The following is a 20,159-nucleotide window of genomic DNA, read 5'->3' as shown; positions in this document are numbered from 1 at the left end:
TAAGCTGTTTTCTTTTACGAAAAGGAGGTGTCTCATGATGAAGCAACCTAATTGGCTGCTGCACCGTGCCTATTTAACACCAGATCGAGTCGCACTTATTTATCAAGAGAAAGAGTGGACATTTCACGAATTAGCTCAAGAAGCGGACGAGCTTTCAAATAGACTTGCACAGGCATCATTGAAAAAAGGGGAAACAGTTGCGCTTTTGATGAACAATCATCCTCACATGGTGATGCTTGTACATGCGTGTTTTTTATTAGGATTAAAAATCGTGCTATTGAATAATAAGCTGACAAAAGCTGAAAGGCGCTATCAGCTAGAAGATGCAAAAGCAGCGGCGTTATTAACGGAATCTATTTATGCGAGCGATCATGAGGGTGATTTACCCGTTTATACAATGGAAACTTTACCTGAACCAGGGAAAGGCCATGAAAAAAAGATCGAGAGCGAATTTGATTTGAATGAAACAGCAACCATCATGTATACATCTGGGACAACAGGACGTCCAAAAGGTGTAGAGCAAACGTTTGGCAATCATTTTCATAGTGCTGTTTCCTCTGCATTGAATATGGGTCTCAGAGAGGATGACCGCTGGCTCATTGCCCTGCCTCTTTTTCATATTAGCGGTTTATCTGCCTTATTTAAGTCTGTAATCTATGGAATGACAGTCGTGCTTCATCAGAAGTTTGACGTTGATGAAGTAAAGGATTCTATTGAACGGCATCGTGTGACGATGATTTCTGTTGTGCAGACGATGTTATCTCGGTTATTAAGCAGACTAGAAGAATGTCCGTCTTCTTTGCGTTGTCTTTTATTAGGCGGAGGACCTGCGCCTTATGCGATGCTCCAAGAAAGCAAAGAGAAGGGCTTTCCTGTCTTTCAATCGTACGGTATGACAGAAACCTGTTCACAAATTGTGACGCTTGCACCTGAATTTAGTGTAGAGAAGCTTGGGTCAGCGGGAAAACCTCTTTTTGGGTGTGAGCTGAAAATTCAAGATGGTGATCGCATTTGCCGTCCTTTTGAGCATGGCGAAATTATGGTGAAAGGTGCAAATGTGATGAAAGGATACCTTTACCGTGAAGAAGCGACCGCGGCTGCCTTTCATGAGGGCTGGCTGAAGACGGGTGATATTGGCTATGTGGATGAGGAAGGGTTCTTATTTGTGCTTGACCGCCGTTCAGATTTGATTATTTCTGGCGGAGAAAATATTTATCCTGCGGAAATTGAAGCGGTGCTTCTAACACATCCGCATGTAAAGGAAGCCGGAGTAACGGGTATGTATGATGATAGATGGGGAGAGGTACCGGCTGCTTTCCTTGTAACAGATGATAAGATACCGGAGAATGAGCTCTATGCTTTATGTGAGTCGCATTTAGCCAAATATAAATGGCCCGCCGCTTTTCACTTTGTGGATGAGCTCCCAAGAAATGCGTCGAATAAATTGCAAAGGCACAGACTCAGATCAAAGGGGTTTTCAAATGATTCAAATTGAACGAGTAATTTTATATCATGTCACGATGAAGCTTAAACAACCATTTACAACAAGTCTTGGAACCATTTCAGAGCGTGAGTTTATTATTGTTGAAGTAAAGGATCAAACAGGATTGACTGGATGGGGAGAGGTATCTGCTTTTTCTTCTCCGTGGTATACAGAAGAAACAATTGAGACTTGCTATCATATGCTGAGGGCTTTCTTTATCCCGAACGTGCTGACACGCACCTTTACACATCCTTCAGAAATACCGGACAGTCTGTATCAATTTAAAGGCAATAGGATGGCCAAAGCAGGCATTGAAGCGGCTGTTTGGGATATTTATGCGAAGCGTGAGAATAAGTCTTTACGCGATGTATTAGGCGGCACAAAAGATAGAATACCATCTGGTGTTGTGGCGGGGTTAGGCCCTATTGACGATATGCTTGAGCAAATTCAGCAATTTGTTGATCAAGGCTATCAGCGGGTGAAGGTAAAAATTAAACCGGGACAAGATATTGGACTTCTTCAAAAGATCAGAGAGTCTTTTCCTGAGCTGCCATTAATGGCAGATGCAAACTCTGCTTATGAATTAAAAGATATTAGCAAGCTTAAGCAGCTCGATGATATTCGCTTATTAATGATTGAACAGCCTCTAGCTGCAGATGATATTGTGGACCATCGCCATTTGCAAAAGCATTTAAAAACGCCGATTTGTTTAGATGAAAGTATTTGTTCTTTAGATGATGCCAGAAAAGCTGTAGAGCTTGGCAGCTGTCAAATTATTAATGTGAAGCCTTCACGAGTTGGCGGACTGACAGAGGCTCTTAAAATTCATACGTTCAGTAAGGAGCATAAAATTCCGTTATGGTGCGGGGGGATGATTGAAACAGGTATTTCCCGCGCGCAGAACGTGGCACTTGCTTCACTTCCTCAATTTACAATTCCCGGTGATATTTCAGCTTCGTCAAAATTTTGGGAGCAGGATATCATTTTTCCTGAAATTAAGGTTGAAAATGGATTTATTGAGGTGCCTCGCTCGCCAGGAATGGGCGTGGAAGTTGATTACCAAGCGCTCCGTTCGTTTTCAGATAAAATCGACGTGTTTACAAAACATGATTTTGTGAGATAAAAACGAAGAAATCACCTTTTGCTTATCCAATAGAATGGATGTATAGTGAGGGAAAGTTTTTCCTTCCTGTCTGAACAAAAAGAAAGAGCGGTGAACCGCTCTTTCTTACTCTTCTACCAGCTCGCTGTCATAAGCAAGCTGTCCGATATACTGATGCATTTCATTGGGCATGTTTGCTGCATGTCCATATTCATAATCCCAAAGGTTTAAAAAGGAGTGAGCGGCTTGATGGAATGCGGCTTCATCCGCGTCATGAATTTCGTCAAAAAACGTTTGAAGCAGCCGATCGTGTTTCAAATTGAAGCGCCTCCTTTAATGAGACTTAAAGATCTTGTGGTTTAAACGTTTTACAATCCGTTTCTTCACTTTTCTCAGCCGTATTTCCTGTGTGGCTGACGACATAGATTGCATCTGCACCACAGCGGTTTCCAGTATTCCAATAGGAACAGTTATTGACTTCACAAAGGATTTTTTGACTCATACAGATGACCTCCTTTTGAGTATGTCTTTCATCTATAATGTAACCGAAATGAAGCTCGTCCATTCATGTTAATCTTCCTGACGAATATAGCGCTTATCCTTCATAAATAATTTCCAGAAGAAATAGAACCCAGGAAATAAGATGATAAAACCTACAATATAGGTGATAAATAATGCCCTAAATGTGACAGGGTCTGTAAATCCAGACATAATTGTAATATCTGGATAGGCCATGTAAGGCAAGTGAGCACGCCCGTACACATAGCTTGCTAAGAAATATTGAATGGTAATCGCAATGACGGCAAGGCGTGGTCTCCCTTTCCGATGCTTAAAACGGCTGTTTGGTAAAAATAGAGCTAGTCCTGCTAGCAGGAACATTAGGAGAGATACAAGAAGAATAGGGATGTTCTGCATCATTTTTGTGAACAGCCAATTCGCCTCGCTTCGTAATGTCAGCATGATAAAAAAGGCCATCATGAGTGAAAGTGGACCTGTAATGAGCGCCCCTCTTCTATAAATGCTGTAAGCTTCATCTTCATTAGCTACATTAGAGAAATCAGCTAAAAGCAAGGACGAAAGAAAAAGGGTACTGAAGATGGCAAAGCCGACAAAAGAATAAACATTTGCACTTGTAAAAACCAGTCCAAGATCTAAAGAGTAGACGTTGTTCTCCTGAAAGATAAATCCACCATGGGTAATTGGGAGAACCATGATCAGGATGGACGGAATGATAAAGCCGCTGATCCCTGAAATATAAGTCACCGCTTTTCGGTATTTCTTAGGCAGTGAATGAGAAAACACGAGAAACCCGCTTCGTAGTGCAAGAAGCAATAAGATGATGCTGCCGGGTATTAATAAAACGGTACCAAGTACAAAGGTCGCACCTGGAAACAGGCTGAACAATGCGACAACGATGGCCACAATAAAAACGTTTGTCACTTCCCAAGTTGGAGAAAGATACTTATTCGCGATATTAGCTGCCTTTGTTTGTTCTCTATTCATATAAATCATCGACCAAAATCCTGCGCCGAAATCCATTGATGCCATCACTGCATAGATAAAAACGAATCCCCATAAGATGGTGATTGCAATGAGCGCATCAGTTGTAACATCCATTTGCATCAAGATCGCTCCCTTTTTAAGATTCTGTTAACCGTAGGTCTTCTTCAATCGTATGTTTCCTAAAGTAGTACGTCAGCACAATAACGGTTGCTATGCCTAAGATGAGATAGACAATGGCAAAAAGGATAAAAAGTGTCCCGATCGAGCCAGATGATGTGACAACCTCGGAGGTTTTGAGCATTCGATAAATGACCCATGGCTGACGGCCTGTACAAGCAAAGATCCAGCCAAATTCAATAGCCAAAAGGCTAAGAGGCCCGCCGAATAAGTAAAGAAAAAGAAGCCACTTCGGAAATTTTTCACGTTTTAAAATTTTACGGTAAAGCAGTGCCAATACCGCAAATAGAATGAGCACCGATCCAATAATGACCATGCCGTTAAATAATGTGTGTATAAATAAAGGCGGCCACTCGTCACGGGGAAAATCATTTAACCCTTTGACCACCGTATCGAAGCTATTTCCTGCAAGAAAACTAAGCGCCCAAGGAATTTCGATCGCACCTTTAATTTCCTGCGCATCAGCATCCGTAAAACCACCTATTGCAAGAGGCGCATGTGATTGAGTTTCAAATAAACCTTCAGCTCCAGCCAGCTTTTCAGGCTGATATTCATACAGAAGCTGAGCAGATTCGTGGCCATTTAAGGCTGTTAGAAAAGAGAAAAGTCCTCCTACAATGAGTCCAAGAAAAAGGGCTTTTCGATGAAATGAATAGAGCTTCTCGTTTTTTTTAGTTTTGAGCATTTTAAAAGCTGCAACGGAAGCAATGACAAAAGCACCTGTTGTAAAAGCAGACAGCACAACATGTGTAGCAGTCACAGCAAAGCTCGGATTGAAAAAGGCCTTCCAAGGCTCGATATTTGTGATTTCACCATTCACCATCTGAAAGCCAGCAGGTGTCCCTTCAAAAGCATGTACGTTTGTAATCAGAATCGCTGATGCAGCTGCACCAATGACGATAAAAATAACCGTAATGATGCGCATTGCATTTGATAGGCGATCCGCTGCGTACACATAAATAGACATAAATAATGCTTCTATAAAGAACGCATAGATTTCAATCTGGAATGGCAGTGACATGACCTTTCCAATGACCTCCATAAAACCTGGCCACAAAAGGGCAAGCTGCGTACCAGCAATCGTACCTGTTGGAATGGCGACCCCTAACAGAACTGCTTGTGCTTTTGTCCATCGCTTGGCCATGATGGCATAATGCGGGTCCTTCGTTTTTTGAAAGATGAGTTCAGCTAACAAAATCATTAGCGGGATGCCAACGCCAAGCGAGGCATAAATAATATGAAAGCCCATGGTTGTGCCGAACAGGCTTCTAGCTAAAACGAGATCAGTCAATTTTTTCTCCGCCTTTCTTATCGCTTCTCTTTTTCATGATGCTTATTATTCTCCACCATTTTTAGATTATTCTTCCTGACTAAGAAAGCTTGTTTTTTGACAAGTTGTATAAGAGGGAGTAGAATATAATTATAAAACGTAATCATTACGTTTTGATAACGAAAGGAGTTTTGACATTGAAAAGAGATATTCATCCAACCTCACATGAAGTTGTATTTATGGACGTAAACAGCGGTTACCGCTTCTTGAGTAGATCTACAAAGACATCAAATGAGACAGTAGAGTGGGAAGATGGGAAAACGTATCCTGTCATTAAAGTAGAAACAAGCTCTGATACGCATCCTTTTTATACAGGACGCCAAAAATTCGGAGAAAAAGGCGGAAGAGCCGAGCTGTTTAAGAAAAAATATCAAATGTAATCAAAAAAGCACGCCTGATAACGGTGTGCTTTTTTACAGCAAAAAACCCCGGCTGATAACCCGGGGTTTAAAAAAAGTATTAATCATTTAATGCGGTGTTTAAGGTCTTTAAGTTTTGTTTCATTAAGCTGACGTAGCTTTCGCCATTTTTGGCATCATCTTCAGTAATAGATTCTAGATTTTTAAGGGTTAAGCTTTTTGCCCCAATTTCACTGCGGATCGTATCTGATACTTTGCTGCTGACGTTGTTTTCAAAAATAACGTATTGAATGTGATGCTTTTCTGCTTTTTGTACAATGTTTTCGAGCTGCTTTTGTGATGGCTCTTCGGAAGCAGATAACCCTAAAACGCTGATTTGCTCAATGCCATAGCGCTTTTCCCAATAACCATAAGCTGCGTGAGAAACAAGAATTTCTTTATGTTTGGCTTTAGATAACGTTGTTTTGAATTCTTGATCAAGGGATTGTAAATCTTTTTTTAGATTTTCATAGTTTTTTGTGTATTCTTCTTTATGATCTGGATCTAATGAGACGAGTGTGTCTTTAATGTTTTTCGCCATTTGCTGCGCATAAACTGGGTCTAACCATGCATGAGGGTCTTTATCTCCGTGATCATGCCCGTCATGGTCGTGGTCTTCGCCTTCATGATCGTGATCTTCGCCTTCTTCATGTGCATGTTCTTCATTTGTCGATAACAATTTGATGCCTTCGGCTGCTTTGACTGTTTTCACACCTTGGTCTTTTAATGTGGCAGCAGTTTTGTCTGCGAATGCTTCAGCCCCTGTGCCGCTGTAGATAAAGGCATCACCTTCAGCCATTTCAACCATCGTTTTCGAACTTGGTTCAAAGCTGTGTGCATCTGCATTGGCAGGATACACACTTTGAGCATGAACGTGAGAGCCGCCAATTTTTTCAGTGAAATCTTGAATTGGGAAGATCGTGGTGTAAATGATTAGTTTCCCATCTGCCTTTCCTTTTGAAGCATTAGTGCCCGCACTGCTTGAGCACGCGGCAAGGCCGATTGCGAATAAAGCAGCTGTTAAAATAAAAAAGATTTTTTTCATGTAGAAAATGTCTCCTCTCAATCTAATAGATAGAAATGATTACGATTTAATGTCCTGAGTTATTGTATCGTAATAATTACGATTTGAAAAGAGGAAAATAAAAAATTTTCGTCAGCAGATGTTTCCTCTAAAAAAATAAGCTGCAAAACGTGACGAAATTTCTTACATTGTGCTATATTTATTTTTAAAAAAAGATAAAGGAATGGACAAACGTATGAAACTTTTAGATGAAATCATCGAATATAATCAACAATTTATTGAAGAAAAGAAATACGAAGAATTTACAACAACAAAGTTTCCACAGAAAAAAGCTGTCATTCTATCGTGTATGGATACAAGACTTGTTGAACTGCTTCCGCGTGCAATGAACATGAAAAATGGCGATATTAAGATTGTCAAAAGTGCTGGAGCGCTTGTTTCTCATCCATTTGGAAGTATTATGCGAAGCATTTTAGTTGCTGTGTATGAATTAAATGCTGACGAGGTATATGTCATTGGGCATCATGATTGCGGGATGAGCAAAATTGACAGCCAGACACTTTTAAATAAAGCCGTTGAGCGTGGTATTCCAGAAAAGCGTATTGAAGTACTGGAATACTCAGGAATTGATTTTAAACAGTGGCTCAAAAGCTTTAGTTCAGTTGAAGAGAGCGTGAGGGACAGTGTGTCTGTAGTGAAAAATCACCCGCTTCTTCCATCAGATGTACCTGTACATGGGCTTGTCATTGACCCTGGAACAGGGAAGCTTGACTTAGTTGTCAACGGATATGAAGAAAAGTAAGTTACTTTTCCTTTTTAGGCGGAACAGGATCGATGCCGCCAGGGTGAAGCGGATGACATTTCAAAATCCGCTTTATGGTGAGCCAGCCGCCCTTGATCGCGCCATGCGTTTTGATCGCCTCAAGTCCATAGTTTGAGCATGTTGGATAAAACCGGCAGCTTGGCGGTGTCAGAGGGGAAATACATTTTTGATAAAAGCGTATCATGCCGATAAAAATTTGTTTCATAGAGGTTCCTCCTTGTCTGTCTTCCACAGTATAAGAAAAAAGGACAAGGAAGGAAAGTTTTATATACTAAACTGGTCGGAGAAATATGTTATAATATAGGAAATTGCAATTATAGGAGTGGTGATTATGCCTTCAGTTGAAAGCTTTGAACTTGATCATAATGCTGTAAAAGCGCCATACGTTCGTCATTGCGGCGTTCATAAAGTGGGATCAGATGGTGAAGTAAATAAATTTGATATTCGTTTTTGTCAGCCTAACAAGCAGGCGATGAAACCTGATACGATTCATACATTAGAACATTTGCTTGCGTTTAATATTAGAACACACTCAGAGAAATATGATCATTTTGATATCATCGATATTTCTCCAATGGGCTGCCAGACAGGCTACTATTTAGTTGTCAGTGGTGCACCAACTCCAAAAGAAATCGTTGAACTTCTTGATGCAACATTCAAGGATGCAGTTGAAGTAACAGAAATTCCTGCTGCAAACGAAGAGCAATGCGGCCAAGCGAAGCTGCATGATCTTGAAGGAGCAAAACGTTTAATGCGTTTCTGGCTTTCTCATGATCAAGAAGAGCTTTTAAAAGTATTTGGTTAATGATGAACCGGACATTTAGATGTCCGGTTTTTTATTTGAATTCCAACAGTGATGTCAAAATAGGGGATATTTGTTAAAATGGACATGTCAGTAAAAGAAGGGGGAAACGCACGATGCGAAAAATGTTGGGAATAATTCTGATGCTCACGTTATTAAGTGCATGTGGAAACTCTGCAGCAAACAGCGGAAAAGGGGAAGTGCCTGAGTTATTAGAAGTAAAGCTTACAGGACCTGAGCAAGTGGAGAAAAATGAAAGCGTTATAGTAAAAGCAGCTGTCACATACGGTGATACGCCTGTTGATGATGCAGATGATGTTCAATTTGAAGTGTGGAAAGATGGCGACAAGGATAACAGCAAGATGATTCAGCCAAAGAAAGAAAACAAAGGTGTATACGAATTGCACACAGCCTTCAAAAAAGATGGCCTTTATATCATACAAGTCCATGTGACAGCTAAACAGCAGCATAATATGCCGAAAACGAACATCCACGTAGGTGAGGTGAAAAAAGAGAGTTCATCTACTGAAGATGAAGAAACCTCACATCATTAAAAGCGGTTTCATTTTGGATTAGGACGTTGGTTTGGTTCAGTATCTTGTGGTGAATCGACTTTATGCTTATATTCATAAGCCTTCGATGTCGTCCATAATGATAAAAAGACAACGATTGAGATAATGATAAAGCTGATAATCCCAAGTAACAGCATCTAACTCCCTCCTTATTTCCATATTAACATATATTTCATGCAGTCAAAATAGAAGAAATTGACGGCAGGTTTCAGTATAATAAGAAAAGGGTATTCTCATACTAAACGCAATTACATAAGGAGGAATAAACATGTCTGAAAATTTATTAAACGTTGTCAATAAACAAGTAGCTGATTGGACTGTGCTTTACGTGAAATTACATAACTATCATTGGTATGTAAAGGGGAAAGATTTCTTTACACTCCATGAGAAATTTGAGGAACTCTATACAGAAACAGCTACATATATTGATGATTTGGCTGAGCGTATGCTAGCTTTAAATGGACAGCCTGTTGCGACAATGAAAGAGTGTTTAGAAATTTCCAGCATTCAAGAAGCGGAAGGCAAAGAATCAGCGGAGCAAATGGTGAAAAATCTATATGATGATTTCTCCAATATCGCTGAGGAATTAAAGAAAGGAATGGAGCTGGCTGCAGAGGTTGGCGATGAAACAACAGGTGATATGCTGCTTGCGATTCATCAATCCATTGAAAAACACAACTGGATGCTTAAAGCATATTTAGGATAATACACGTATGGGAAAAGAATGTCGGTCATAATTCGATCGACATTCTTTTTTTATTGGAATCGGGACAGACAGCCCATTGAAATCATAGGGCTTTCAGCCGAAGAGAAAAGAGAAGGGAGGGAAGAAGATGTCTTCTATTGCAGGAATGATGAGTCAGCAAGTAGCGAGCATTCAAAAGACACTCAATATTAGTTTGTTGAATTCACAGCTTGCTACAAATACAGCACAAGCTATGGTGATGCTGGATCAAGTGCAGCAGCAGCCTCAAGCTGTTCAGCCAAAGGATTCAGATGCTTCATTTATTGATGTTAGAGTCTAAAAAAGAGAAGCCGCCTCATGGGGCGGCTTTTTTGGTCTCATTCGTATCCCTGCGTACATAACAGCGCCTTTATTTTTTGTCGTCCAAGCTATTGCGAAAATCCTGCATATACTATTGAGGTAAGGAGTTCCACTTTGAAAGGATGTTGATGCCAAGTGAGCAAGGATTTAGGCATCTTTTCGTTGGTTACAGTGAGTTTGTCGGCGATGGGCTTTCTGTTTGGTGGAGCAGGATATTTACTGATGATTTTAGTGACGTTGATGGCTATTGAATTAATTTGTTCAAGCCTAAGAGAATCTTTGACTGGACAGCTCACAATGAAGCGGTTTTTTACGCGGCTTGTTCGAAAGATTGTGACAGTCTCCTTAATATCTATGGCACACTTCTTTGATGTCATGCTGAAGACAAATGGGGCGATTAAGGATTTAGCGCTCATCTTTTATATTATTTATGAATCTTACCAAATCGTCTCGACAGCCAGAGCCCTTGGAGTTCCCATTCCACAGTTGTTTATTGATGTATTGGACATGTTGAAAAATAAATTGCGCAAAAAGCCGTAATTTCCTTATATCTGGTCATACTAAAGGAAAAAGGATGATTCAGATGGCGAGACACACCTACTATGTATCCGTACAAGATGGATCGATATCGCAGCATAGAGATGCAGCGGCTTGGCAATTTCAAATAGAAGCAGATGATGATCAAATTTTGCAGCTGAGAGACTATTTTGATGAACAGTATATGACAGATTGGAAAGGCTTCTTTCGGGCACATGTTCCTTTTCTTGAATATCATTATGATAGTCCAAATGATGAAATGGATAGAAAAAGAAAAGAGATTTACACAATGATTTATGAGCTCGGCAATGAAGAGACAAGGAGCTTTATTGAGACAAATGGTTTGATGAATTGAAAAAGCATGTAGAGAATCTCTACATGCTTTATTTTCGCGGTTGTAAAATGCCTCCGATCAGATCAGTGATCCCGCCGCCTCTATTTTCTTGCTGTGAATTGGTGAATTCATGAGAGGAGCTTTGGCTCTGAGGCTTGTAGCGATTATCATCTAATCCAACCCGTAAGCCAGATGTGCGCTCAGATGGCTGGATAATGACGATTTGATCTTGTTCCTGGAACTCAAATAAATAGGATTCACCAGATGTTTGTCCAATGAAAGTTTTCCAGTTCACATCTAATTTGACCTTTGGTGCTTTGCCTGTCCAAGCGACAATTGCGTCAGGGTCTACGCGGCAGGGGGCTTTTAAAATGAGCGGATTTCCATTCGTTTTGATGGCGACCTGCGCTCCGTGCCCTTGATAAGAGAGTTTTGATGTAAACAGTCCTTTCTGCGATAAAATACCAACGCCTACTGGTGTGACACCGTAATGGCATTCCTCAGTAAAGGCAAGTAAATCTTCACTTTCTACACTTACGTGCTGCCAAGGACCGCTTGGCTCAAGATTAATCACTGTTACATGCTCGCTTGAATCAGCCAGATAGCAAGTACCTTGTCCACTCACTTCCATCATCTCAAGGTTTTCACCTGTGAATTTCCTGCTGATATGGTTAAATACTTGGCTGACCATATTTCCTTTATTCGTTCCAAGTAATCGCTTGCGGTATTGGAAACTTCCTTGATCGGCAATCATTGCGCCCTTTTTGGCAAAAAAGATTCCGCTGCCTTCTGCTTGTAAGGTAAGTTCTTCTATTGTGATGAAATGAAATCCCATGGGTGCCGGCTCCTTTCCTGCGTCAAGATGTGAATCCATAGATGCGGCATAAATCATGTAAATCTAGAGTAGTCCCTTGCCCGGTCGCAGTGATTTTCCATTCCTCCTGATCTCTCGTGAGTTCTGCGCATATAATGGATGTACAATACGAATAATCTTCTGTTAACTGAAAGGTACAAATCTCTTGCTGCGAGATTTGATCAGTAAGGCGCACATAGGCATTAGTGACTTGTCCAAAATGATGCTGGCGTTCGTGTGCATCATGTATTGTGGCTGTGACGACAATTTTATGAATATCAGGTGAGACTCTGCTTAATTGCATAATAATCATTTCATTGTCTCGATACCCTCCGCCAACTTGATGATCGCCAAGATGACGAACAGCTCCGTCTAAGCTTTGCTGCTGGTGATAATAGATCAGATGCTTAGGAGACAACAGTTTGTCCTCTTTATTTAAAAGAAACACTTGCGTATCTAAATCAATTGGCTGACCGGCCAGGTCCCAGCCAAGCCCGATATGAATTTGGTCGACCGCTGGATTGTCTTTTGTTAAATCTAACTTTTGCCCTTTCAGAAGGTGTTTCTTGATCACCTCATGGGGTGCGTCTTGTTTTGACCCATTTTTTATACTCATGCTGATTTCCTCCTCGTTGTCATAGGACAAACACTGATTCATTTACGTCATATAGGGATAAAAGGTTTCATGATTAAAATTGGGTGAAGTTGGAGATGATAAAAAGGTTTTAGCAACAATACCTCATTTTAGATACAGACGAGTTGGAACCACTCGTTTGTTTCACTTTTGATAAAAATTCTTCAGATAAATGTGATCTGTGGTATGATGTTTTACAAGAAGCAAGGACAGGATATGAGGGATTTCACATGCATGTATTTAAAGACTATTATCATAATACGGTCAAGCTCTCTTTTGAGGGGAAGCCTTTTTCAAGTCATCCTAAGCATGTTTGGGCCATCTGCCGCTACCAAGGGAAGTGGCTGCTCACTGAACATGAGGATCGGGGCTATGAGTTTCCAGGAGGGAAAGTTGAGCCGGATGAAGAAGCAGACCAAGCCGCTATACGGGAGATTCAAGAAGAGACGGGTGCTGTTGTTCGTGAATTAACGTATATTGGTCAATATCAGGTACTGGGCAGAGAAAAGGTCATTGTCAAGAATATTTATTTCGCTGATATTGAAAAGCTAGTGAAGCAAGACACGTATTTTGAAACGAAAGGACCCGTTCTTTTCGCAGACTTGCCAAGATCCATCGCAAAAAATAAGAATTTCAGTTTTATTATGAAAGATGATGTGTTAAGACAAAGTCTTGCTTATTTAGAAAAAAACGGTTTGATTCGTTAAAAAAAGCGCAGGGAGACATTCCCTGTGCTTTTTTATTTTTGAAGAAAACGGCGTTCGAGCCATTCCACAAGCTGGTACATGATAGTCGCAAACACAGCAATAATGAAAAGACTTAAGAACACGAGTGTAAAGTTAAAGACTTGAAAGCCGTAAATGATCATGTAGCCGAGCCCTTTTGAGGAAACAAGAAATTCCCCTACAATAACTCCAACCCAAGAAAGGCCGACATTGACTTTGATCGCAGAAATCATCGTTGGAATACTAGCTGGCAAAATGACCTCGCGAAAGACGACGCTTTTTTTCGCACCAAAGGTTTTCATCACCTTTAAATAATTCTCATCGACCTCTTGAAAGGCTGTATAAATGACGATCGTCGTAATGATCACACTAATGATTGCGCCCATGGCAACGATACTGATCATGCCAGGCCCAAGGGCAACAATTAAAATCGGGGCGAGGGCAACTTTTGGCATGGCATTTAAAATGACTAAATAAGGATCAAGAACGTTTGCCAGGCGGGTGGACCACCATAAGGCGGCAGCAAGCAAAATACCGCAAAAGGTACCAAGTAGAAATCCGAGCACCGTTTCAAATAATGTAATACTCATATGATTCACTAAAGACCCATCGGATATTTTTTGGACAAACAATTGGCAGACCGCAGATGGTGAACTAAATATCAGTGGATCGATGAGACGAAAATGACTGGCAAGCTCCCAAAGCGAAAAGAAGCTGGCGAAAATAATGAACTGATAGATTCTGGTCATGCGTTTTTCCATTCGGTATTTTTTGCGATAGGCTTCATGTAAAAGATCACTGTGTTTCAACGGTTTTCAGCTCCTTCCAAATCGTTTGAAAGAGCTCTTGGAAACTCTGGGTCTGTCTTGCTTCGAAAGGAGAAAGAGTCCTCAGATCATCTGGAACGGTAAAAATCCGCTGAATCGAGCCAGGATGCTTTGAGAATAAGAAAATGCGGTCACTCATCGCAATGGCTTCGCCAATGTCATGTGTCACAAGGACCGCTGTTTTTTGATAGTTTTTGAGTGTATGAAAGACGAGATCCTCTAAAGTGAGTTTGGTTTGGTAGTCTAGAGCTGAAAAGGGTTCATCTAGTAAAAGCAGACCGGGATTCACTGCAAGCGTTCGGGCGAGAGCCGCACGCTGCCTCATACCGCCTGACAGCTCTTTCGGGTATTTTTCCTCTACATCATGAAGGCCAAGCTTAGGCAGTAAGCCAAGAGCGGCGGAGGTGGCTTCATGTGAATCTTGTTTGGTAATTTTCAACCCGAGAATGATATTTTCCTTGATGGTTTTCCAAGGGAACAAATAATCCTGCTGGAGCATGTAGCCGATTTGATGCTCCTTTTGATTCGGTTCTTTTCCTTCGATTAAAATTCGGCCTTCAGAGGGTGGCGTTATTCCTGCAATGATAGACAGCAGGGTGGTTTTTCCGCACCCGCTGGGACCAATAAATGAAATAAATTCTCCTTGGTCTATCTCCATATTGATGTGCTGTATGGCCGTTGTTTTTTCTTTTAAAGAGAAGTACGTGTGGGTCACATGGTCAATTTGAAGGAAAGACATGTGCTACCTCCTATTCTATTTATGTTCTGTGACCTTCTTTGCAATGGATGAATCGACAAGTTGTTTGTACGGGATAAATTTCGGCAATTCTTCGCTCTCCTTCATAATTTCCTGCAATTTGTTCCATTCCTCTTCATTCAGAAGGGGGTCTGTTGCATAGGATTCCTGCTGTTTGTAGCGTTTAATGGCTGTTGATAAGACATCAAGTGCTGTGTCAGGAAAATGAGATTGAATAGTTTTGGCAATCTCCTCCGGCTGCTTGGCTTCCACCCATTTCTGCGCTTTGTAAATGGCACGAGTGAAGGCTTCAGCTGTCTCTTTGTTTTCCTCTAAGTAACTTTTCTTTGCCATGAAGGTGGTATAAGGCACCTTTCCGGAAGCCTCTCCAAAGGAGGCGGTGATGTACCCTTTGCCTTCTTTTTCAATTAAGGATGCTGTCGGTTCGAATAACTGCACAAAATCGCCAGTTCCAGAGGAGAAAGCACCTGAAATGTTGGCAAAATCAATATTTTGAATCATACGGAGATCCTTTTTTACATCAATGCCTTCCTTTTTCAGGACATATTCACCGACCATTTGCGGCATGCCGCCTTTCCGCTGTCCAAGAAAGTCTTTTCCTTTTAATTGATCCCAAGAGAATTCGCTCACTTTCTCCCTTGAAACAAGAAATGTACCGTCTGTTTGTGTCAGCTGTGCAAAGTTGACGACAGAGTCTTTTGTGTCTTGAGCCTCTACATAGATAGAGGATTCAGATCCGGTCAGGGCAATATCTGCACCACCGGATAAGAGAGCTGTCATCGTTTTATCGCCGCCCCAAGTCGTTTTTAATTCAACCTCTAGCCCTTCTTCTTTGAAGAAGTCCTCAGATAAGGCAACATATAGCGGAGCATAAAAAACCGAATGGGTCACCTCGGCTACTTGTACGGTCTGCTCTTGTTCTTTTTTACAGGCGACAAATGGAATAAAGAGCAGGACAACGACGATGAATGCCAGTCTGACTTTGATGGAACGATTCAAGAGTAATTCGCCTCCTTTGTTCTAGATCACTAATTAAAGTATGTCAAAAGGGATTTTTGGTGAGTGCCTAGATGAAAATAAGAAGCGCATTGTTTATTTATAGAACGTGTCTTTTTTTCTATACTAGAAGCATGAATACTTTCTTGAATTTGGAAGAAATAAAGGGGCGGTTTCGTGTATAGAGTGAGTTGGGTATTTCTTGGGTGGTATTTGATAGGGCTCATATTAATGGTCTTTTTTGAGGTGCCAGTATGGCTTCAATTTGCAAATGGCATTTTCCTTGTGCTGTATGCCTGCTGTGTGATAGAGATTGGGCGAAATATTTATGGATCATGGGGAATGGTGATCAAACGGGCAGCCATTGTCGGCGTGCTGACATTTACGGTTGAATGGATTGGGATCACAACCGGATTTCCTTTCGGAGGTTATGACTATTATCCAACGTTAGGTTTTCTAGTGGCAGGGGTACCTTTAACCATTGCTTTTGCATGGGTTGGAGTATTTTTAAACAGTCTTTTTTTATCTAGTCAGCAGTCGAAGTGGAAACGAGCGGTCGAAACGGGGATATGGATTGTCTTGCTTGACCTCATATTAGACCCAGTAGCAGCTGAACGGAAATTTTGGGTGTGGTATGACGGCGGTGGTTTTTATGGTATTCCTTTTGAGAATTTTGTGAGCTGGGGTATGATTGGAGCAGGACTTTCCTTTCTCTTCCCGCTTGTTCAGATTGATCAAAAGGCTCTGAGCTGGACGAGCCGTATTTATCAGGCAATGGTGTTCTTTTTTGGTGTGCTGGCATTAAAGGGCGGGCTCGAGGTCATTTTTTATTTAGCACTGATCATTGTTATTTTGTGTGAAGGAAGGGTTCAATTTGAAAGAAAGCGACAAAAGCCGATCGTTTAGACGTATATTTTCTCTTTATCTTGAGCGGTATTTACTTCATAAACATTTCCGCTGCGTGATGATGAAAGGCGCTGTGGACCCAAACGAGAAGCTGCCTGTTCTTTATCTCGCCAATCATAGCTCATGGTGGGATGGACTCATCCTCTTTCTTTTAACAGAAAAAGCGTCCGAACTCGATCACTATATGATGATGGAAGAGAAGCAGTTGAAGCAATATGCCTTTTTTCGTAAGCTTGGTGCTTTTCCGGTTCAGAAAGAGAATCTGAAAAGTGTGAAGCAAGCATTAATGACGGCAAAAAAGAACATGCAGGCTGGCGGGGCTGTATGGCTTTTTCCACAGGGGAAAATCATGCATCAGGACAGACGGCCGCTTGAATTAGAGGGCGGGGCTTCATTTTTAGTGAGACAATTTGAGCAAGTCGTGGTGAAGCCTGTGACCTTGCATTATACATTTAATCAATTTCAAAAGCCGACAGTATCTGCTTTGTTTGGTGAAGATACCTTAGTATCTGGCGGGGCACTTCGAAGAAAGGACGTGACGCATCTGCTCAGAGATCTGCTTGAAACGCAGTTAAACGCACATCAAGCACAGGTCATCGCAGATCCTGATTTTTCAAACAATCAAGAATTTAGACAGATGACAAGGACAAGTCAGTCAACAAGTGATGCGTTTGATTCCTTTAAAAAGTGGGTGAAAACATGGCGGTCTTCCTAACTGTGATCAGTGTACTCTTGCTCTGTCAGTTTATTTTCACCATATGGAATATGAGGCAGCTTCCTGTTTTAAAGCCAGCATCCTTTCCGCGGGGTGAACCGATTTCATTATCAATTCTGATTCCAGCAAGAAATGAGGAAAATCGGATCGAAGCCTGTCTTCAGTCGATCGTTGATCAACGTCTTTACCCGAAAGAGCTCATCGTCCTTGATGACCATTCGACAGATCAGACAAGAGCGATTGTGGAACGCTTTGCAGAAAGTTACCCGTGGATCCGTGTCCAGTCAGGTCAACCATTAAAGCGCGGCTGGCTTGGTAAATCATATGCCTGTTCTCAGCTCGCGGAAGCTGCTGCTTCTGACTGGCTGCTATTTTTAGATGCGGATGTCCGGTTAAAAAAAGGGGCAGTTGAATCAGTGTACAAGCAGTTATGCATGCAAAAAACGGGCATGCTGTCAGGTTTTCCAGAACAGAAAACAGGTACATTTTTTGAGCATCTTGTGGTTCCTATGATGATGTTTACCATTGGCTGTCATCTGCCAGTGAAATGGGTAAGAAAATCTAAGAATCCCGCTTTTGCCGCAGCACATGGCGGTTTTATTGCCGTTGAAAAGAATTGTTATCACGACATTGGCGGGCATGAAGCGATCAAGAATTCACTAGTTGATGATATGGCCTTGGCTAGACGGGTGAAGGAAAAAGGCTTTCCGTTCACACTTGCAAGCATTCATCCATTTGTGTATATGAGAATGTATGAGAGTGGACAAGAGGTTTGGGAAGGTTACCGGAAAAATTTATTCCCAGGTGTGAATCGAAGCATTGCTTTGTTAAGCAGTGTATTTTGTTTATACACCCTCCTTTATTTGGTTCCTGTCATTTGTTTCATGATCGCATTGTTTCAGCTGGATGTTTTGAGCGTATGCTTAGCGATTCTTTGTTATGGGCTGGGTGTGTCGATTAAAGCGGCAATAGATACTGAAAATGGGCGGACATCTGCGATGGCTTTTTTATTGCCGGTCAGTATTTTAAGCCTGATTGCTATCGGTTTTGCTTCTATGAAAATTGGTCTGAAAAAAGAAGGGTATGAATGGAAAGGGAGAAAGTACGAATGAAAAAAGTGATCATCATCGGCGGCGGACTTGGCGGATTATCAGCCGCGATCCGTCTCCAGTCACGCGGGGTTCAGGTCACCATTTTAGAAAAAGAAGCGGTTTTAGGCGGGAAATTGCAGCGCCATCACGAGGCAGGCTACTCTTTTGATTTAGGACCGAGTACCATTACAATGAAGGCATATTTTGAAGAAGTGTTTACAGCCTGTCATAGACGGATGGAGGATTATGTGACCTTTTATCCGATTTCTCCGCTGACCAAAAATATTTTTTCAGATGGCCATACGGTCGAGTTTACGCAGAATATTGAGCAAATGGAGTCCCAAATTGCTGCATTCAGTCCTGAAGATGCGAAGCAATACCGCGCATTTTTACAGGAATCAAAGACGCTTTTTCAAAAGGCAGAGGAGCAGTTTTTAAATCGTTTGTTATTGAGCTGGAAGGATAAGGCGGATTTAAAGCTGATGAAAGCACTTCTCGCTGTCAAACCGTTCACATCCGTTCAGCGCCTGCTGCGTCAATATTTCCGTCATCCCCATACATTGGCGATGTTTGGTCGGTATGCCACTTATATCGGCTCTTCTCCCTACGAAGCGCCGGCTATTTTTAACATGATGGCATATTTAGAAGGGGAGAAAGGGATTTATGGAATACAAGGCGGTACATATCGTTTAGTTGAGGCATTTGAGACACTGGCAAAAGAATTAGGCGTTCAGATTCACCTCAATGAACAAGTGAACAAGATTCATGTGAAGGATCGGCGGATCAAAGGAGTGGAGACGGATCAGCAGATGTATGAGGCAGATCAAGTCATTGCAGGAGCAGATGCGCTGACTGTATACCGTCATCTTATAGATGAAAAAGACCGTCCTCGTTTTTTAAATCAAAAACTGGCTGGTATTGAACCGTCGTTGTCGGGCTTTGTTCTCTTATTAGGTGTACCTAAAGTCTATGAACAGCTCGCTCATCACACTGTGTTTTTCCCTGAGGATTATGAGCAAGAATTCAAAGATATTTTTCAGAAAAAACAACTGCCTCAAGACCCGACGCTCTACATATGCTATTCAGGTCATTCAGAACCAGCTTTAAGCGGAGGAGCGGGAAGAAGCAACCTGTTTGTACTGGCCAATGCACCATATGTGACAAAAGAGCAAGATTGGGACATGCTAAAGGAGACATATCGTCAGCATGTAAAAAACAAATTAATGGACAAAGGTCTTTTTGATTTGGATGAGCTGATCGAATATGAAGCGGTTCAAACCCCGCTCGATCTGCAGCAGAAAACGGGAGCATATCGTGGAGCCATTTATGGCATGTCTTCAAACTCGTTCAAACAGGCGTTCTTTCGCATCAATAATCAGTCAAAGGACATTGAAGGACTTTGGTTTGTTGGGGGAACAAGTCATCCAGGCGGCGGCACGCCAATGGTGACAAAATCAGGCCAGCTTGTCGCAGAAGCGATGCTGAAGCAATGGACGTAAACAGAGATGAAAAGGAGAGAAATCGA

At 41.5% G+C, this 20,159-nt stretch carries 27 protein-coding genes; 15 read left to right on the top strand and 12 right to left on the bottom strand.

Features of this window, described 5'->3' with window-relative positions; translation table 11 throughout:
• Positions 1–34: 34 nt before the first annotated feature.
• Both ACN6NB_RS13950 and menC read left to right on the top strand, forming a co-directional pair.
• Positions 35–1,495 carry an o-succinylbenzoate--CoA ligase gene (locus ACN6NB_RS13950; protein WP_144491304.1) on the top strand — a complete coding sequence of 487 codons (1,461 nt, stop codon included), beginning with the start codon at positions 35–37 and terminating at the stop codon, positions 1,493–1,495.
• Complete coding sequence (menC, locus tag ACN6NB_RS13945; protein WP_144491305.1) at positions 1,482–2,606, top strand: o-succinylbenzoate synthase; 1,125 nt, start codon at positions 1,482–1,484, stop codon at positions 2,604–2,606. Before ACN6NB_RS13950 ends, menC begins: the two co-directional genes overlap by 14 nt.
• 105 nt (positions 2,607–2,711) lie before the next feature.
• Here menC and ACN6NB_RS13940 read toward each other — a convergent pair whose 3' ends face one another.
• The 4 genes from ACN6NB_RS13940 to ACN6NB_RS13925 all read right to left on the bottom strand — a co-directional run bounded on the left by ACN6NB_RS13940 (position 2,712) and on the right by ACN6NB_RS13925 (position 5,556).
• Complete coding sequence (locus ACN6NB_RS13940) at positions 2,712–2,903, bottom strand: hypothetical protein (protein WP_041086813.1); 192 nt, start codon at positions 2,901–2,903, stop codon at positions 2,712–2,714.
• Between the two features lie 25 nt (positions 2,904–2,928).
• Positions 2,929–3,087, bottom strand: a complete 159-nt coding sequence (locus ACN6NB_RS13935) for a DUF1540 domain-containing protein (RefSeq protein ID WP_008342921.1) — start codon at positions 3,085–3,087, stop codon at positions 2,929–2,931.
• Between the two features lie 68 nt (positions 3,088–3,155).
• Positions 3,156–4,202, bottom strand: a complete 1,047-nt coding sequence (locus tag ACN6NB_RS13930; RefSeq protein ID WP_169510868.1) for a cytochrome d ubiquinol oxidase subunit II — start codon at positions 4,200–4,202, stop codon at positions 3,156–3,158.
• A 22-nt stretch (positions 4,203–4,224) separates the two neighbouring features.
• The gene (locus ACN6NB_RS13925) at positions 4,225–5,556 is read right to left on the bottom strand and encodes a cytochrome ubiquinol oxidase subunit I (RefSeq protein WP_073978701.1); all 1,332 of its coding nucleotides are present in this window, start codon (positions 5,554–5,556) and stop codon (positions 4,225–4,227) included.
• 176 nt (positions 5,557–5,732) lie between these two features.
• Here ACN6NB_RS13925 and ACN6NB_RS13920 point away from each other — a divergent pair, with 176 nt between their 5' ends.
• Positions 5,733–5,975 (top strand): type B 50S ribosomal protein L31, encoded by a 243-nt coding sequence (locus tag ACN6NB_RS13920; protein ID WP_041086807.1) that lies wholly within the window; start codon positions 5,733–5,735, stop codon positions 5,973–5,975.
• Positions 5,976–6,054: 79 nt separating this feature from the next.
• On the opposite strand, the gene ACN6NB_RS13915 is transcribed toward ACN6NB_RS13920, so the two are convergent.
• Positions 6,055–7,038, bottom strand: a complete 984-nt coding sequence (locus tag ACN6NB_RS13915) for a metal ABC transporter solute-binding protein, Zn/Mn family (protein WP_144490435.1) — start codon at positions 7,036–7,038, stop codon at positions 6,055–6,057.
• Between the two features lie 214 nt (positions 7,039–7,252).
• Here ACN6NB_RS13915 and ACN6NB_RS13910 point away from each other — a divergent pair, with 214 nt between their 5' ends.
• Positions 7,253–7,819, top strand: a complete 567-nt coding sequence (locus tag ACN6NB_RS13910) for a beta-class carbonic anhydrase (RefSeq protein WP_064497904.1) — start codon at positions 7,253–7,255, stop codon at positions 7,817–7,819.
• Position 7,820: 1 nt separating this feature from the next.
• Here ACN6NB_RS13910 and yidD read toward each other — a convergent pair whose 3' ends face one another.
• Entirely contained in the window at positions 7,821–8,045 is a 225-nt protein-coding gene (yidD, locus tag ACN6NB_RS13905) for a membrane protein insertion efficiency factor YidD (protein WP_041107381.1), read from the bottom strand.
• Between the two features lie 126 nt (positions 8,046–8,171).
• Here yidD and ACN6NB_RS13900 point away from each other — a divergent pair, with 126 nt between their 5' ends.
• Complete coding sequence (locus ACN6NB_RS13900; RefSeq protein WP_144491306.1) at positions 8,172–8,645, top strand: S-ribosylhomocysteine lyase; 474 nt, start codon at positions 8,172–8,174, stop codon at positions 8,643–8,645.
• A gap of 113 nt (positions 8,646–8,758) precedes the next feature.
• Positions 8,759–9,196 carry a FixH family protein gene (locus tag ACN6NB_RS13895; protein WP_059375222.1) on the top strand — a complete coding sequence of 146 codons (438 nt, stop codon included), beginning with the start codon at positions 8,759–8,761 and terminating at the stop codon, positions 9,194–9,196.
• A gap of 8 nt (positions 9,197–9,204) precedes the next feature.
• On the opposite strand, the gene ytzI is transcribed toward ACN6NB_RS13895, so the two are convergent.
• Positions 9,205–9,351, bottom strand: coding sequence for a YtzI protein (gene ytzI, locus ACN6NB_RS13890; protein ID WP_059375225.1), 147 nt, complete (start codon positions 9,349–9,351; stop codon positions 9,205–9,207).
• Positions 9,352–9,482: 131 nt separating this feature from the next.
• Here ytzI and ACN6NB_RS13885 point away from each other — a divergent pair, with 131 nt between their 5' ends.
• The 4 genes from ACN6NB_RS13885 to ACN6NB_RS13870 all read left to right on the top strand — a co-directional run bounded on the left by ACN6NB_RS13885 (position 9,483) and on the right by ACN6NB_RS13870 (position 11,151).
• Complete coding sequence (locus ACN6NB_RS13885) at positions 9,483–9,920, top strand: Dps family protein (protein ID WP_039180885.1); 438 nt, start codon at positions 9,483–9,485, stop codon at positions 9,918–9,920.
• Positions 9,921–10,047: 127 nt separating this feature from the next.
• Positions 10,048–10,239, top strand: a complete 192-nt coding sequence (locus tag ACN6NB_RS13880; RefSeq protein WP_024424925.1) for a hypothetical protein — start codon at positions 10,048–10,050, stop codon at positions 10,237–10,239.
• 155 nt (positions 10,240–10,394) lie between these two features.
• Positions 10,395–10,799, top strand: a complete 405-nt coding sequence (locus tag ACN6NB_RS13875) for a phage holin family protein (protein ID WP_144491307.1) — start codon at positions 10,395–10,397, stop codon at positions 10,797–10,799.
• A 43-nt stretch (positions 10,800–10,842) separates the two neighbouring features.
• A complete protein-coding gene (locus ACN6NB_RS13870; protein ID WP_024425787.1) occupies positions 10,843–11,151 on the top strand; it encodes a hypothetical protein in 309 nt (102 codons plus the stop codon).
• 28 nt (positions 11,152–11,179) lie between these two features.
• Here the strand turns inward: ACN6NB_RS13870 and ACN6NB_RS13865 are convergent, their stop codons facing one another.
• Both ACN6NB_RS13865 and ACN6NB_RS13860 read right to left on the bottom strand, forming a co-directional pair.
• Complete coding sequence (locus tag ACN6NB_RS13865) at positions 11,180–11,965, bottom strand: AIM24 family protein (protein ID WP_039180879.1); 786 nt, start codon at positions 11,963–11,965, stop codon at positions 11,180–11,182.
• A gap of 22 nt (positions 11,966–11,987) precedes the next feature.
• Positions 11,988–12,599 (bottom strand): TerD family protein, encoded by a 612-nt coding sequence (locus ACN6NB_RS13860; protein ID WP_058838183.1) that lies wholly within the window; start codon positions 12,597–12,599, stop codon positions 11,988–11,990.
• Positions 12,600–12,847: 248 nt separating this feature from the next.
• Between ACN6NB_RS13860 and ytkD the strand changes: the two genes are divergently transcribed.
• Entirely contained in the window at positions 12,848–13,324 is a 477-nt protein-coding gene (gene ytkD / locus ACN6NB_RS13855) for an RNA deprotection pyrophosphohydrolase (protein WP_039180876.1), read from the top strand.
• Positions 13,325–13,356: 32 nt separating this feature from the next.
• Here ytkD and ACN6NB_RS13850 read toward each other — a convergent pair whose 3' ends face one another.
• The 3 genes from ACN6NB_RS13850 to ACN6NB_RS13840 are packed head-to-tail and all read right to left on the bottom strand — an operon-like array spanning position 13,357 to position 15,925.
• Positions 13,357–14,103, bottom strand: a complete 747-nt coding sequence (locus ACN6NB_RS13850) for an ABC transporter permease (protein ID WP_369810477.1) — start codon at positions 14,101–14,103, stop codon at positions 13,357–13,359.
• A 34-nt stretch (positions 14,104–14,137) separates the two neighbouring features.
• Positions 14,138–14,908 (bottom strand): ABC transporter ATP-binding protein, encoded by a 771-nt coding sequence (locus ACN6NB_RS13845; protein WP_039180871.1) that lies wholly within the window; start codon positions 14,906–14,908, stop codon positions 14,138–14,140.
• A gap of 15 nt (positions 14,909–14,923) precedes the next feature.
• On the bottom strand, positions 14,924–15,925 hold the full coding sequence (locus ACN6NB_RS13840) for an ABC transporter substrate-binding protein (protein ID WP_474253394.1): 1,002 nt from the start codon (positions 15,923–15,925) through the stop codon (positions 14,924–14,926).
• Positions 15,926–16,099: 174 nt separating this feature from the next.
• On the opposite strand from ACN6NB_RS13840, the gene ACN6NB_RS13835 reads away from it, so the two are divergent.
• Genes ACN6NB_RS13835 through ACN6NB_RS13820 form a run of 4 tightly spaced genes read left to right on the top strand, consistent with a single transcriptional unit; the run spans position 16,100 to position 20,133 of the window.
• Positions 16,100–16,828 (top strand): carotenoid biosynthesis protein, encoded by a 729-nt coding sequence (locus tag ACN6NB_RS13835; protein WP_059375231.1) that lies wholly within the window; start codon positions 16,100–16,102, stop codon positions 16,826–16,828.
• Positions 16,797–17,543, top strand: a complete 747-nt coding sequence (locus tag ACN6NB_RS13830) for a lysophospholipid acyltransferase family protein (RefSeq protein WP_474253393.1) — start codon at positions 16,797–16,799, stop codon at positions 17,541–17,543. Before ACN6NB_RS13835 ends, ACN6NB_RS13830 begins: the two co-directional genes overlap by 32 nt.
• Positions 17,528–18,655 (top strand): glycosyltransferase family 2 protein, encoded by a 1,128-nt coding sequence (locus ACN6NB_RS13825; RefSeq protein ID WP_474253392.1) that lies wholly within the window; start codon positions 17,528–17,530, stop codon positions 18,653–18,655. The genes ACN6NB_RS13830 and ACN6NB_RS13825 overlap by 16 nt, the downstream gene beginning before the upstream one ends.
• A complete protein-coding gene (locus ACN6NB_RS13820) occupies positions 18,652–20,133 on the top strand; it encodes a phytoene desaturase family protein (RefSeq protein ID WP_151284032.1) in 1,482 nt (493 codons plus the stop codon). The genes ACN6NB_RS13825 and ACN6NB_RS13820 overlap by 4 nt, the downstream gene beginning before the upstream one ends.
• Positions 20,134–20,159: the final 26 nt, after the last annotated feature.

It is taken from the genome of Bacillus sp. 11B20, from assembly GCF_056098985.1.
The sequence above is the reverse complement of the archived record's forward strand: the minus strand, read 5'-3'. Positions and strand labels throughout refer to the sequence as shown.